Source organism: Cylindrospermum sp. FACHB-282 (assembly GCF_014697195.1).
Lineage (GTDB): Bacteria > Cyanobacteriota > Cyanobacteriia > Cyanobacteriales > Nostocaceae > Cylindrospermum.
Genome location: NZ_JACJRJ010000020.1, coordinates 22,844 through 37,084, shown reverse-complemented (window position 1 = coordinate 37,084; position 14,241 = coordinate 22,844). Strand labels below are relative to the sequence as shown.

Annotated in this window: 11 protein-coding genes and 2 pseudogenes; 7 read left to right on the top strand and 6 right to left on the bottom strand. The window is 43.0% G+C overall.

The window, feature by feature from the left end:
• Window positions 1–170: 170 nt before the first annotated feature.
• The 3 genes and pseudogenes from H6G32_RS12370 to H6G32_RS12360 all read right to left on the bottom strand — a co-directional run.
• The gene (locus tag H6G32_RS12370; RefSeq protein ID WP_190458576.1) at window positions 171–437 is read right to left on the bottom strand and encodes a hypothetical protein; all 267 of its coding nucleotides are present in this window, start codon (window positions 435–437) and stop codon (window positions 171–173) included.
• Window positions 438–807: 370 nt separating this feature from the next.
• Entirely contained in the window at window positions 808–2,703 is a 1,896-nt protein-coding gene (gene ltrA, locus H6G32_RS12365) for a group II intron reverse transcriptase/maturase (RefSeq protein WP_190458574.1), read from the bottom strand.
• 735 nt (window positions 2,704–3,438) lie between these two features.
• Window positions 3,439–3,826: pseudogene (locus H6G32_RS12360) on the bottom strand (RNA-guided endonuclease InsQ/TnpB family protein); the annotation flags it as partial.
• A gap of 53 nt (window positions 3,827–3,879) precedes the next feature.
• On the opposite strand from H6G32_RS12360, the gene H6G32_RS12355 reads away from it, so the two are divergent.
• From H6G32_RS12355 to cobT, 5 genes and pseudogenes are all read left to right on the top strand, one after another.
• Window positions 3,880–5,127, top strand: coding sequence for an RNA-guided endonuclease InsQ/TnpB family protein (locus H6G32_RS12355; RefSeq protein ID WP_190458572.1), 1,248 nt, complete (start codon window positions 3,880–3,882; stop codon window positions 5,125–5,127).
• 9 nt (window positions 5,128–5,136) lie between these two features.
• Window positions 5,137–5,430: pseudogene (locus tag H6G32_RS12350) on the top strand (transposase); the annotation flags it as partial.
• 282 nt (window positions 5,431–5,712) lie between these two features.
• On the top strand, window positions 5,713–6,411 hold the full coding sequence (locus H6G32_RS12345; RefSeq protein ID WP_190458570.1) for a Crp/Fnr family transcriptional regulator: 699 nt from the start codon (window positions 5,713–5,715) through the stop codon (window positions 6,409–6,411).
• A gap of 8 nt (window positions 6,412–6,419) precedes the next feature.
• Window positions 6,420–7,202, top strand: coding sequence for a DUF2232 domain-containing protein (locus tag H6G32_RS12340; protein ID WP_190458568.1), 783 nt, complete (start codon window positions 6,420–6,422; stop codon window positions 7,200–7,202).
• A 129-nt stretch (window positions 7,203–7,331) separates the two neighbouring features.
• On the top strand, window positions 7,332–8,429 hold the full coding sequence (cobT, locus tag H6G32_RS12335) for a nicotinate mononucleotide-dependent phosphoribosyltransferase CobT (protein ID WP_190458566.1): 1,098 nt from the start codon (window positions 7,332–7,334) through the stop codon (window positions 8,427–8,429).
• Window positions 8,430–8,461: 32 nt separating this feature from the next.
• Here the strand turns inward: cobT and H6G32_RS12330 are convergent, their stop codons facing one another.
• A complete protein-coding gene (locus tag H6G32_RS12330) occupies window positions 8,462–9,430 on the bottom strand; it encodes a glycosyltransferase (RefSeq protein ID WP_190458564.1) in 969 nt (322 codons plus the stop codon).
• Between the two features lie 181 nt (window positions 9,431–9,611).
• On the opposite strand from H6G32_RS12330, the gene H6G32_RS12325 reads away from it, so the two are divergent.
• On the top strand, window positions 9,612–9,896 hold the full coding sequence (locus tag H6G32_RS12325) for a hypothetical protein (protein WP_190458562.1): 285 nt from the start codon (window positions 9,612–9,614) through the stop codon (window positions 9,894–9,896).
• A gap of 145 nt (window positions 9,897–10,041) precedes the next feature.
• Here the strand turns inward: H6G32_RS12325 and ctpB are convergent, their stop codons facing one another.
• Window positions 10,042–11,379 (bottom strand): carboxyl-terminal processing protease CtpB, encoded by a 1,338-nt coding sequence (ctpB, locus tag H6G32_RS12320; protein ID WP_190458560.1) that lies wholly within the window; start codon window positions 11,377–11,379, stop codon window positions 10,042–10,044.
• A gap of 312 nt (window positions 11,380–11,691) precedes the next feature.
• On the opposite strand from ctpB, the gene H6G32_RS12315 reads away from it, so the two are divergent.
• The gene (locus H6G32_RS12315; protein WP_190458558.1) at window positions 11,692–12,387 is read left to right on the top strand and encodes a YdcF family protein; all 696 of its coding nucleotides are present in this window, start codon (window positions 11,692–11,694) and stop codon (window positions 12,385–12,387) included.
• A 410-nt stretch (window positions 12,388–12,797) separates the two neighbouring features.
• Here the strand turns inward: H6G32_RS12315 and H6G32_RS12310 are convergent, their stop codons facing one another.
• Complete coding sequence (locus H6G32_RS12310; protein WP_190458556.1) at window positions 12,798–13,925, bottom strand: hypothetical protein; 1,128 nt, start codon at window positions 13,923–13,925, stop codon at window positions 12,798–12,800.
• Between the last annotated feature and the right edge of the window lie 316 nt (window positions 13,926–14,241).

The window sequence follows — 14,241 nt, the reverse complement described above, 5'->3', positions numbered from 1 at the left end:
TTACCTTAGCGATAAATGTACGTTAACGGCTGTGGGAATTACTTGACAATTACCAAAGTCGCCAGTAGCAAAAACTACTTCTTAGACTTAGTAAGGGCAATTATGTGATGAATTGCTCTTAGCAGTCGCTTTAGTCAATCAGTGCCTGTTTTAGAAGATTAACTTGACAGCTAATTGAAGTCCAGGAATACAAAAAATCTAGGCTGTTTCATTAAAGTTATCCTTTCATTGGCGGTCAGAATCCAAAATCTACTCGTTAGATGCGTAAACTCGGTGCGCCGCGCGGCATCACCCAAGATACTCTGTGAAAACGAGATTATATAAGCCGCCAACAAGCGTTGGAACCGCCAATTTTGTCCAGGTTTTTCCCAAGGTTTCACAAGACGCTGCTCCCTCTCAGCAGACAGCCAATTTTGCAACCATTCGGATGTCGTCACATCCAATCTGCCTGTAGGCTGTAGGTGGGGAATCCTATCATAGCTGACAGAATTTCCTGCCTCTACCTTAATCCCTCAATAGAGTGGAGGTGAATGAGCGCTGAAACAGGAAACACCTTCTAACCACATTTTTGCATAGCAAAAACTAGGAAGGGGGTAGTTGAGTTTTTGACAAATCTTTTTCTGTATCGACCAGGAACGGGTTGAGAAACGAGAACCTACTGTTGACATCCTCCCACCGCTAATCAGGAGTACCTGAGATAGCGGGGGATTCCAAAGATCGCTCTTTGGGCTAGGTAGGGTCGAGGTGTGCATTACTGCATCACCCCTCCCATTCGGAACCGTGCTTGCAGCTTTTCACCGCACACGGCTACTCAGTGTGTTGCCCATTTGTCACATCTGACTTCCTGACAGCATGACCTATGAAATTAGGAATATCATGTATCCACTCCCAGTTAGATTTATTCCAAAATTGAGAAAGCTTCTCTCGGAATTTTGAGCGGTCTTTGTTCCGAATTTCTATTAGGTCGAATGCGGTCTTTTCATCGTGACAATGCCGATGCAGTAGTTGCAGATTTTTGTATTCATCCTTGCCGCTTAACGCACTGGGGGTGATATGGTCTACCTCTAAAACATCCCATTCTTGGAAGCTTAGTCCGCACCAAGGACATTTACCCAATTGAAGTTTTAACAACTTAGCCTTACGATTAGGCATTTGGGGGTGTGTCCCTAGTCTTTTACTCCAATAAACTGTGTCGCCATCGTAAGGGCTTTTATCGCCTTTAACTTTCACATAGTCAGTGCTACTGCAACTTGTTTCCCTATGTTTTAGTAACCGTAGGGGGTTTGTGTTCCCTTCCCTGGTTGCGAATACCCAGTTATCGCCGTCGGTGGAAGTCCAATATTTGATATGTCCATCATTTATGTTTCCACATCGGCGTTTTGCCCATCTCCGAAGTTTCAGGTATGTGAGATAGTCTTGTTTAGAAAATATTCCAACGGTTTGAGCGTCGGATTTTGAGTAGAAAGAAGCCCATCCCCTTATGACAGGGTTGAGGTCTTTTATGAGAGCCGCTTGGGGCGATGACCTATGTTTTGTGATGATTCTTCCGACTTCCTCGGAATGCACCTTACTTGCCTTCGTTGATGGGATGATTAAGGTGTTAAAACCTAGTATTTTACCTTCGGCACTTTTGTTGCTTCGGTATTTGCCAGCCGGGTATTGTTGGATATGATGACCTAGAAAGTCAAATCCAGCCTTACCATCCTCACTTAACTCATGCTTGAGAGTGTGGGTTAGTCTGGTTTTTTCGGGTTTTAACTTAAGTCCAATACCGGTTAACCAGTCCTGAATAATCTCTTTGCATCTTTGGACAACAGTTTTATCTTTATGAAAAACCACAAAATCATCTGCATATCTGATTAGGGATAAAGATTGCACCCTACTCTTTTGTGACTGCTTTACACCACAGGGGTGTCTGAGGTCTAAAGTTTTTGCAAATTCTTTGATGTGGTTTTCTAAACCGTGGAGGGCAATATTAGCCAAGAGTGGAGAAATGACCCCACCTTGTGGTGTACCCTCAGATGTAGCAGTAAACGCTCCTTGGTCTATTACTCCAGATTTTAGCCATGCTTTGATTTGTTGCCTGACTTTACCCTTTATGTTCAACTTTTGGAGAAGTTTTTCCTGGTTGATGCAATCAAAACACTTGGCAATATCGGCATCTAGTACAAACTTTGCCTGTGATTGAATACAGTTTTTTATCTGTTTTATTGCATCATGGCATGACCTACCTGGTCTAAAACCATAGGAATTTGGTTCAAATACCGCTTCCCATTCTGGTTCAAGTGTAGATTTTACTACGGCTTGTAGTGCGCGGTCGTACATTGTGGGTATTCCTAATGGGCGTTTTTCTTCTCTTCCTGGTTTTGGTATCCAAACTCTGCGAGTGGGTTTGGATTTGCCAGTTAGCTTTAGTTGCCCTGCCAGTTCAAGACGTGCTTTTGGGGGCAGTGATTTAATACCGTCCACTCCTGCCGTCTTTTTACCTTGGTTTTCAACTGTTACCCTACGTACCGCTAACACCCTGTTAGACCAAGACCTCATCAGCGTCTTTTGGAGTTTACGGCATTGCTTGACATCACCACGGCGGGAAGCAGCATAGATGCGTTTTTGCAACTTAAAAACATATCTTTCAGCTTGTCGCCAATTGATTGTTTTCCATCCCTCGGTATTCATTACTAAATCCGAATTAGGCTTATTCATAGCTACTGTTACCTCTAGCTTTCCCACACTGCGGCTCACGTCTGCTTATCCTGGCAGTTACGCCATCCCTTTTAAGGCATTACCCGTTAATTCGGATTAGGCATTTGCTTCTTGAGTCATCCTGCTCCCTCATGTCTTGTGGCTGATGCCTACCTGTTACCAATTTCAGGAGAACATGAGGGGTTGTTTCGTTCCCACTATCCATTGATTGAGTTGTTAGGGCGTGTCTATCCACCGGGGTTCTAGGTGGTGCGCTATCTCAGTAGAGGAATCTTGATAGACCTTACCCTTGCTAGATGTTTCCAGCCCAGGAGGTAGGTGTAGTCCTACTAGCTTATTTCCCCTGATTCGCGGTAACGATGGTTAAATGACACTTAGTTTATTCTGCCCATAAACTCTTGCTAGCAGTAAGCGCTTTCAGCTATTGCCGCTTATTCCTGCGTTCACCCCCGCTTTACATCTTTGATAATCAGTCTCCGCTGTAGGGGCTGCCAGTTGTCTGGTAGTTTGTGTGCTTTCAGTCTCGCACCGAGATGGTAGGACTTGGAGTATTTTGAATTGGGTTATAGTTTTGGTTGTTTGAAACCTAATCTTTTCCCCTTATTCTCTAGCTGTCTTGGCTATTGCTCGGCTAGATTTTCTTCACCTACATGAATAGTGAGTTGTCATTGGTTGAGGATTAAAGTGCGAACTCTACCCTAGAATGGGTTACTCAACCATTGCCAGTCTTCCCCCTTATTCAGGTTTCGACTGAACGAATCGCACCCTCTTTCCACGACTCGGCTTACTTGGAGGAGTTTCCCCACCCAGGCAGAGGTCGATATCTCCAGAGGCGTTAGTTCCGACATGACCTGCCGTACTCAGTCCTTTTTCTAAGATGTTTCGTGCTGCATTATGGTCGCGGTCTTGAGTATGCCCACAGTGCGGGCAAACATGAGTTCTAGACGAGAGATTTTTTGACAATCTCACCGCAATTAGAGCAATTTTGGCTGGTGAAATGGGGAGGTACAGCAACCGTGACAACACCAAACACCTTACCGAAATACTCAACCCATTCACGAAACAGCGACCATGATACATCACTAATTGACTTAGCCAAGTGATGATTCTTGATTAAATGTTGTTATTATACTTTCAATTTGCTATTATATTAACATAACAAATAGGTCGATTGTTATGGCTGCCAAGCGAGTTACCTTTAGGCTCTACCCATCAAAAATAAAAGCCGATAAAATGCCTTATTTGCGACGACTTCACAAGGATTTGTACAATGCTTGCGTTGAGCATCGTAGAACTTCTTACAAGAAATTTGGTAAGTCAGTTAGTTATTACGACCAACAGAACTGTCTACCGGAATTTAAAGAATACTGGGAAGAGTACAAAGAGCTTGGTAGCCATGGGTTACAAGATACAGTCAAGCGTGTTGATTTGGCATTTAAGCGATTTTTTAAACTTAAATCTGGGTATCCTAAATTTAAATCAAGTCGCCATTACAAAGGGTGGACTTATCCCTGTAATTCAGGTTGGAAAGCTTGCACCAATGGCCAGAATGGTTATCTAAAAATAACCAACTTGGGTAAGATCAAAATGCGTGGTCAGGCTAGGGACTGGGGCCAAACTAAGACCTGTACAATCATTTTTAAGCAGGGTAAATGGTATGCCTCGATTACCGTTGATTGCATCCCATTTCGCCCACAAACTGACACTGGGGCTATTGGGTTAGATTTTGGTGTATATAATGCAATTGCTGACTCTAACGGGGATGTAATTGAGCATCCCAGATTTGTTAAAATTGCTCAAAGCAAAATTAATCAGATAGCTAAAACCAGTAGAAGAAAAAAACCTCCATCCAGAGGCGTTAAAGCTTCACGACGCTGGAGAAAAGCCAATAAGACAGTAGCCAAAATACAGTCAAAAGTTGCTCGTCAAAGACAATATTTGCAACATAAAGTGTCTACACAGATAGTTAGCCGTAATAGCCTGGTAGCCACTGAAAAGTTAAATCTCAAGGGGATGACTCGTAAATCCAAGGGCAAAAATCAGCGTCAAAAATCAGGGCTAAATCGGTCTTTGCTTGACGTTGGTATTGGTAACCTCAAAGACTTAATCAAGTACAAAGTCACCGAGGCAGGTGGTTTTTACATTGAGGTTCCGACAACAAAGGTAAAGCCATCTCAGACTTGTCCTAATTGCGGTCATCAAAGTAAGAAAACATTAGCGCAAAGAGTACACCATTGTTCCCAATGTGGCTATCAATGCGATAGAGACGTGGCAGCAGCAATGGTAATGCTTAATGACGCAAGGGGTATGGAACGTGCCTCTACAGGCGCAGATGAGTCTACCTCTACTTGGTGCGGAAGCTTCAAGCAAGTTGCTCAATTGAAGCGTCAGAAACTCACCCCTCAACGCAGTAGGGGTGAGTAGTTCATCCAGTTTTACACAGACAGCGATGGAAACACAGTTCCGAATCCAAAACATCTGCGTAAAAGCGAAAAAACCTTAAAATGCTGGCAGTGCCAACTATCTCGTCAACACAAAAGTGCCAACAATTGCCTAAAATCGAAGCATCAGGTGCGAAGGAACCACCTCAAAGTAAGTAGGCAACGTAAATACTTGGCTGTAAAGGTGGCAAGGTGCTTAGTCCAGTCTAACGACTTGGTAGCTTATGTAGGCGCTTCGCCGTGCCGAAGGCTGGATCTACTGGTGCGAAATATGGTGAGCCAGCACTTGAGTATCATTGATGTTGTTTGCCTATATTCTTAAGTAATCATATTTGCAGTGTGGTTAATCTCTAAATAATACTTCAGCGGGTTGAATACCGCTTTTAGCCAAACTTTTACTTAGTCTAAACCCATAGGTAAAGATTGTTGAGAAAAAATACGCTTGTGGCCGAATTGTGTAACATAATTTAGTTTTCTCTTTAGAAGGGGCTGTGCCTCCATAGCTTGGCTTGAGATGGCGCTCCTGTTTGTTGTCTATATAGCAGATTTAATTAATAAAGATGTCCTAATGGAAGATCGATATAGCTTGCAGCCACCCGCTCATCACTGGATGAACTCGGCTCCTTTTTTTCAAGGGTTGCCAGAAACGGTGGTGGAAATAGCCCTCACCCATCTTGTCTCCCGTACTCACCCAGCTAATCAAGTGATCCTGCTAGAAAATGACTGGGGCGGTTCTGTGTATTTTATCGTAGATGGATGGGTAAAAATTCGTACTTATAATATGGAAGGGAAAGAAGTAACACTGAATATTCTCGGTAAGGGCGAATTATTTGGGGAAATGGCAGCGCTAGATGAAGTACCGCGATCTACTGACGTAATTACCCTGACTCCGACGATGATTGGGAGTATGCCTGCTCAGGATTTTGTCAAGTTACTTCAGATAGAACCCTTGGCAGGAGTTAGATTAGCGCAATTGATGGCACGACGTTTGCGGCAGGTGAATCGGCGGTTGCGCCTGCGGGAATCTGATAGTCAGTCGCGGGTGGCAGACACGCTGCTATTTTTGGCAGAAGGACAGGGAAAAAGAGGGCAAACAGGCACGGAAATTCCCAATTTACCTCACCGAGAATTGAGCAGTTTGAGCGGACTGGCGCGGGAAACAGTGACACGAGTATTGACAAGGCTAGAAAAAAAAGGCTTGATTAGACGGGATCAGGACATTATTTGTATTCCCGATTTGTCAGCCTTAGAGAGAATGATCGTCTAACACAACTTATGAGTATTTTAGATTCCCTGCCAGATGAACCAGAGGAAGATCCCTCCTCTGAATCTCAAGCTCCTGGCAATCAAGGGTTAGATAAACAAGAGCAGTTAACTCAAAAAGACAGTGGGCCCAACTCTCTCAACCAGAATACGCGGCTATCTCCCCAACTGAAGGTTGATGCACCCTTAAGGATGGTGGAAACGGCGTTTTTAGCTAGTGCCTCTAGCTTGATTTGGTTTATTAATGTTTACTTTCCCTTAGGGCCAGTTTTGCGGATATTTTTTCCTGTGCCGATCGCCTTAGTTTACCTGCGCTGGGGTAGACGAGCGGCATGGATGGCAGCAGTCACCTCTGGGTTGCTGCTGGCTGTGCTGATGGGGCCACTTCGTAGTCTGCTTTTTGTGATGCCTTTTGCCTTCATGGGCGTGCTTTTGGGGGCGACGTGGTATCGTCGTGTGCCCTGGATTGTTTCTATCACTTTAGGCACGCTTTTGGGTACTTTAGGGGTATTTTTTCGATTATGGTTACTGTCTGTGTTGTCGGGTGAAGACCTGTGGATTTATGTGATTAACCAGGTGACAGACATCATAGAGTGGATATTCTTGAAACTGGGATTATTGACAAATCCGAGTGTGTTTTTGATTCAGGTAGGGGCAGTGGCCTTGATTGTGATCAATAACTTTATCTACTTGTTTGTGGTGCATCTGGCAGCATGGCTGCTGTTAGATCGCTTAGGAAATCCGATCCCCCGTCCGCCGCAGTGGGTGCAAGTCTTGATGGATTATGAAAGCTGAACAATTTTAGATTTTAGATTTTAGATTGAATGCAACTGGTTATACGGACAACGTCTCCGATTCTTCTTCTTCCATGGCTGATCCAAAATCTTGATCATCCAAAATCCAAAATTCAAAATCTAAAATCCGATGATTCACATTTATACCCAAATAGAACAAGGTGAAGAATGGCTAGGACGTTATCGTGCTAGTCTACCCCTATTTGCCTGTGTTTTAGGATTTACGGAAACTGGTTTGATTCCTGGGATTTCAGCTGCTGGCCGCACTCCAGAAGATCGGAAATATACTGCTTGTGCTGATGCCGAGTTTTTATACTTTGGCGCTCAAGAAGAGGCGGTATATCCCTTACCCCCTTTGGCAGCGGGTGCTTCCCCTGTGCTGATTTCCCGCGCTGTGGTGGAGGGGATCAACATACCAGTTTATTTGTTTAATGCGGGGTTGCCCCAGGCTCCTGCTGTGCCAGTAATTGATTTGGGTGGGGCGATCGCTAAATGTTTAAGTCAAGGTGCTGCTATGCCCATAGCACAGGTACACCACTTGTTTAAACAAGGGCTGCTTTGGGGTTCTAAATTGAGTGCTGATATTCAACAGAGTTATCTGATTGTAGGTGAGTGTGTCGTTGGTGGTACCACAACTGCTTTAGCAATTTTAACTGGCTTGGGTATAGAAGCAGTGGGAAAGGTTAACAGTAGCCATCCTGTTTGTAACCATGAGCAAAAGTGGGCTGTGGTGCAAGCTGGACTGGAAAAAATGCCAAATTCTCTAGATCCCTTAGAATTAGTTGCAGCGGTGGGTGATCCGATGCAAGTTGTAGTAGCTGGAATGGCGATCGCAGCTAGTCGCCGTTGTGGGGTAATGCTTGCAGGGGGCACACAAATGTTAGCTGTTTATGGGCTGATTCAGGCGATCGCTAAAACTTACTCTTTATCTTGGCAACCAGAAGCGGTAGTTGTCGGTACTACCCGGTGGGTAGCAGAAGATCCTACAGGTGGTACTGTTGACTTAGCCCTCAGCTTGGGCAAAAATAGCGGAATCCCTCCCCTCATAGCCACTCAACTGAGTTTTGCTAATTCTCGTTATCCTCAACTTCAAGCTTATGAGCAGGGCTTTGTCAAAGAAGGCATGGGTGCTGGTGCTGCTTGTATAGCCGCCCATCTTAGCCAAGATTGGCAGCAAGAGCAACTTTTGGCAGCCATTGAAGACCAACTCCAGCGGCTTAATGGTTAAAATTTTGAGTAACAATCCAAAATCCAAAATCGTTATAGCCAATCAATTATCTTGGCATTTTCTGGCAACTTAGCATCCCGTTGCCCAATACTACGGGCCCTAGCAGTAAATAACCCGATGGGAGTATTTAACAAGTCTACAAGACTAGCTTGAGAAGCGATCGCCTTGACAGTTTCCCTTGGTACTTCCTTAAATAACCAACGTACCAAGCGATAGCCATATTCCTTGGTTGTCATTTCCCGCATTAACTCCACTCCATGGAGTTCATGGAGATAGCGATTTGAGCGCCCATAGCGCCGCCATTGGCTTTGGAGTTCCTTGAATGTGGTGCGGTGACGGTGCTGGACGATGGCATCTGGGGCAAATTCCCAACGCCCGATATTCGCCCCCAGAATCCGCCAACAAATATCTGCATCACCGCCAGTGGTGAGATAAGGACGAAATAACCCTACTGTTTCCAAAGCGGTGCGGCGAATTGCCAAATTAGCGGTTTGACCGTAAGGACAAAATTTATTTGCTAGAGTGTGCTTTTGAGATAAGGTTTCTTGACGGTCTGCGTGTAGTTCTAGCAGCGTTGTGCCTGGTAACGCCACAATTTCCCCAGCGACAATTACCACAAGTTGATTGACAAAAGGCTGAATTAATGTATTTAGCCATTGTGGTTGAGGACGACAATCAGCGTCGGTAAAAACCAAAATTTCGCCCGTAGCAGCGCGAATTCCAGTATTACGTGCAGCGTAGGAGCTTTGAATTTGGTTTTCGCTCAAGGGGTGAATTGTGATGGGGCAATTTTCGGCAGTTGATTTTAAAATAGCGAGAGTGCGATCGCTACTATTATTGTCTACCAGCAAATACTCCACCCGGTCTTTGGGGTAAGTTTGAGACAACAGACAACTAATTAAATCTGGTAAATCTGCCTCACCATTATAAATAGGCACAACCACCGACACCTTGGGCAAGAAGCTGGGCGCGGTAGTTGCATCAACTGGCTGATGATTCATAAAACAGAGATTATTTAGCTGAGATTAAAAAATATTATCCGTTCTTGTATGTGAATAAATAGCAACTACATCGATTGCATAAAAGTTGCTTCTCAAATCTAGTAGTGGATAACAGACGATGAAGGCTTGTTTTAAATCATTCATCACCTTTGCAACACAACTAAATCAAAGAACAATCAAAATGTTTAATTGCCAGCAGATTTTATCAGTCACCTTACTAAGTATCGCATTACCTTTAACAACTGCTTCAGCATTTGCCCAACAAGTAGCTCGGCCTGCAACTAGCTCCCAACTAAGTGCAGGGGGCAATTCAACCTCAAGCACTGTGAAGTGTTATGGCAAAGGCGCAAATGGAGAAAATTTAGGCGGTGGTAAAGGTGCAGGCTCTTGCCACGCCTATCTATCCAAAGCTGGATGCAAAAATATCAGCGGTGAGCATGGTGGCACACAACGTTGCCGAGATTAAAAATAATGCCATACCGCAATAGGAGATTTACCTATGTATATCTCGTGTTCATTTTATTTTGAAAGTCCTGACAATAAATCCCACCTCTAAAAGTAAAAGGGGTGGGATGAAATCAATCACAAAATTCGGATTTGGAAATCCTGAACTAAAATTTCAAGTCGTTAGCGCGACTGCTCATCGGTTGGGTGGTGGGAGTTACTTGCTGTTGGGCAAAGTTGTTACCAGATAGAACTGCGATCGCTCTAGCATATTGGGGATCGCTCTTAGTGCCAACTAAATCTGGATTACTTGCCAACTGCCGCTCTTGGGACTCTGTCAAGTCTTGCTTGATATCTGGCGTAATCCCTTTATGGTTTATATCCGTGCCCTTGGGGGTGTAGTAGTGGGCAATAGTAACTGCTAAACCAGAACCATCTGCGAGTTCATGCACTGACTGCACTAAAGCTTTACCAAAGGTTTGACTGCCAACAACTACCGCCCGTTTATTATCTTTGAGTGCCCCGGTGAGAATCTCACTAGCACTAGCGGAATTACCATCCACCAGCACCACCAAAGGACGATTTGTCAAGGCAGTACGATTAGCTTTGGTTTCTTCACTTGCTCCCCGACGGTCTACTGTACGGACAATGGAACCGCTATCGTACCACATCCGGGCAATTTCAATGCTTGCCTGCAACAAACCACCGGGATTCCCCCGCAAATCCAATACAAAGGAATCGACTTGCTTACCGTTCAAATCGCGGATGGCTCGTCGCATTTGATCAGCGGCGTGGGAACTAAACTCCCGCAATCGGATATAGCCAACGCGGCGAGTACCTTCTTGCTTGAGGGTATAACGTACTGTTGGGACTTCAATTGTCGCCCTAGTCAGCTTCAGATTAAAATCATTCCCACCGGGACGCCCTAGCCGCAATGTTATAGCGGTACCAGCTTTACCGCGAATCAGCTTAGAGGCATCATCCACTTTCATCTTCAGAGCGGGTTTACCGTCAATTGCTAAAATCTCATCCCCTGCTTTAATGCCAGCTTTCAGCGCTGGGGAATTCTCAATCGCCTCAACAACAGTCAGCCGCTTGGTTTTGTCATTCAATTCCATGCGAATGCCAATTCCCGATACTTCCCCAGATGTTTGGCTGGTGAGGGCTTCATATTGTTTGGGATCCATAAACCTTGTATAAGGATCACCCAACTTCTGTAAAGCTTCGCGAATAGCTACATAAGCTTGTTCGTTGTTTGTATACTCTTTGCTTAACAGGCTCTGCCTGGTTGCTTGCCAATTTTGTTGATTAAATTTGCCATCAACGTATTCACGATTCACCAGTTGCCAAACTTGGTCAACTAACGCTTTTGGGCTATCTTGCAGCGCAGCGCGAACACCGCGCGTCCAAGCTGTACCAAATACAGATATAGTAGCAGTCGTGGCGATCGCTCCACCAATCAAGGCTACTTGGAGCGGCGAGTAACGTTTCGCAGATTGGTTCATGTATATCAGATGGAATAATAGTGTTTTTGACAGTTTAGCAATCAAACTTTCCTGAGATTTTTAAGTTTTTATACCCCAATTTCAGCTATACTCCCCTCATCATTTTGCCTTTGGAATGATGTTAAAAATACTGCATTGGTTGTTAACAAACAGTTCTCGGTTTTTTTGCTGTCTCCGGAAGACTAATCTAATGACATGACACTTTTATCAGCGTCATCTTCACACCCTCGATTACTTTTATAAGATAGCACCTTGCTGCTTTAATTGCATCACTCCCAAAAAGTAGGCAACTAGGCTTTTCTTATATAATTCATGAAACGCAAATTTCCCACAAAATTATCAATTTTCCTTAGCCGAAAATTCCCGATACTGTGGCAATCGTTACAAAAATTAGGTTGGGGTTTGTTTCTTCTCCTGGGCATTTGGCTGATTTTCACCACTATAACCTTAGTTTCTGCTTCTTCCCAGCCAGTAGATGCCTTTTTTGTGATTGGGGGCAGCATTCAGCGAGAAACCTACGTTGCCCAACAAGCAAAACAATACCCGCACACCCCAATTTTAATTTCTCGTGGTTCCGAAGATCCTTGTATTTGGCTAATTTTTCAACGGGAAGCCGCAGAGTTACAAAAAGTTTGGTTAGAAAAGTGCGCTAATTCCACCTTTGAAAATTTTTATTATGGCATTCCAATTTTAGACCACTGGGGGGTACGCAAGGTAAAACTGATTACCTCCCCAACTCACTTACCACGAGCTAAATGGCTGGCTCAGATTCTCTTAGGATCTCATGGCATTTGGGTGGAACCAGATATTGTTCAAGAGCGAGGCATTCCTGCGAATCGTGAACATTCGCTGAAAACAGTTCTAGATGTAACGCGCAGCTTATTTTGGGCGGTTTTAAGTCAAGGTATTCAGCCTCAATGTTCAGATATCACCAGACTGGTTGATGTGGATATGTCAGCTTGGGAGCAAAAAGGTTTTCACTGCGAACACCAAGGAGGGTTGAGGTAGACAATTTTGTAGGTTTGTGTTGTAGGTTAGTTTTAAATTACGTATTTTCACGGTTGAAGCCTTGGCATTGAAGATAAATTACCCAGAAATAGAGAAGGCTAAAACAACGTTTTGTCAACCTTTCAAAAGTTATAAATTTCTCGGTTTTCGTGGTAAACCGCTCAATTGCCCCGCCGATCACTGATGCTAGAATGAATATTAAAGTTGGTTAGAGGTGTTGTCATGTCACTTCAAGAACTTTAAGAGCAGGCATTCAGATATTCATTAATCATACAGCGGGCAAGATGCCCGCACTACGAATTTACAGAAATGGTATGCTCCCTTATAAGCTTTTTGTTTTCTTGAAATAGCTCTAAAACTAAAGGTAAATAATCAACATAACTACCGTTTAGTTTAAATGCAAACCTTTTTTAGTAAATAATTTCGCCTAAGCAATCTTTGATAATATCAACGATTATCTTAAAATAAATAAAATCATCCGCCTGTTTTCTTTCTTCACATATCCATTTGCAAAACTTCATTTTTTGAAATTCTTGAATCTGGTTTTCTTCTCCATAATCTCCATATTTGGTTTTTTGTGAATAAAATTCTTCTGTGAATAAATGATCTAAAAATAGGTTTTCAATCCCTTTCTTGACTTTTCGATTCTCTTGTTGAGGGATTTTTCTGATTTTTAATTTATCATGGTCTTCATTAGTTTTTCTAGTATCACAATCGTAGAGCAGTAATACTTTTCTAGTTACGAATTGAGGCTTAGAAAGCAGAACATCTCTAGTATTATTCAAGCCACTATCACCACTATTTATACTCTGCCCTTTACCTATAGAAGCTCCTACCCATTCAATATCAACTTGTTCTAATATTTCTGTTTGTCCTTGTAATTCTAAAGCAGTTTTAATATAAATTGGGTCAGTTTCTCCTTCTGTTAAAACTAGAGGTTTAAAACCTTTTTCCACGGTAGCTTTTACTTCATCTTTAATAGTGTTGATTTTTTTACAATAGTTGAAGAACATCCATTGACCATGTTCAGACATTAGATAGCTACAGTAATCTTCCCAAACCTGAACTGACCAATGATTTAGTGTTTGTCGAAGATATTGATAAGTAGGACTGTCTTCTCTATAACGAGAACTTAAAAACTGCTTAGGATAACTAACTTGTGTATGAGCAGCTATATTATAACGTGCCATTATTCTTAATAAACCTATTCCCTCACATTCCCACATTGTCAGGTGTTGAATTACATAAGATAAATGAGCAGGATTGGAAGAATCTGCAACAACAATAATACAAAATCCTAAGTATAGCGGGTTTTCATGTTCGCCGTCAAAACAACCTTTCTCAAAGGCATTAATAATACCTTGTGCTTGATTCTCTTCTGAAAGAATATCAATCCACCAGCCAGGAATGTCTTGCTGTTTAAATCCATAACCACACATGACCCAAAAACTACCAACAATGTTTTGAGGATACTCTTCAAGTAATGATATTGCTCTTATACAACAAGTGACGCCAATTAGAGGTAAATGCACCGTCATTTTCAAAACTCCTACTAAAACGCAGAAAGGCAGACGAATCTTATGTAATATATTAAGTAGCTTGGCGTAAATAATTCAAGGTTGGTAGTAAGGGCTGAAGCCCTTCTTTGAGGGCTAAAGCCCTCACTACGAGCTAATTTAAATCAATATTTTTTACTTTTCTTAACATAGTTTGATTTCTTTCCCTACTTACTTAGTAATATAATACTCATGGTTAGCACATCTTTTTCAGCGAATACCATGACTTCAGTGCGATCGCGGTTTTTGTAGCGACTGTCTTAAAAGTTAAGCGATCGCATTTTTAGAAAAAACCAAC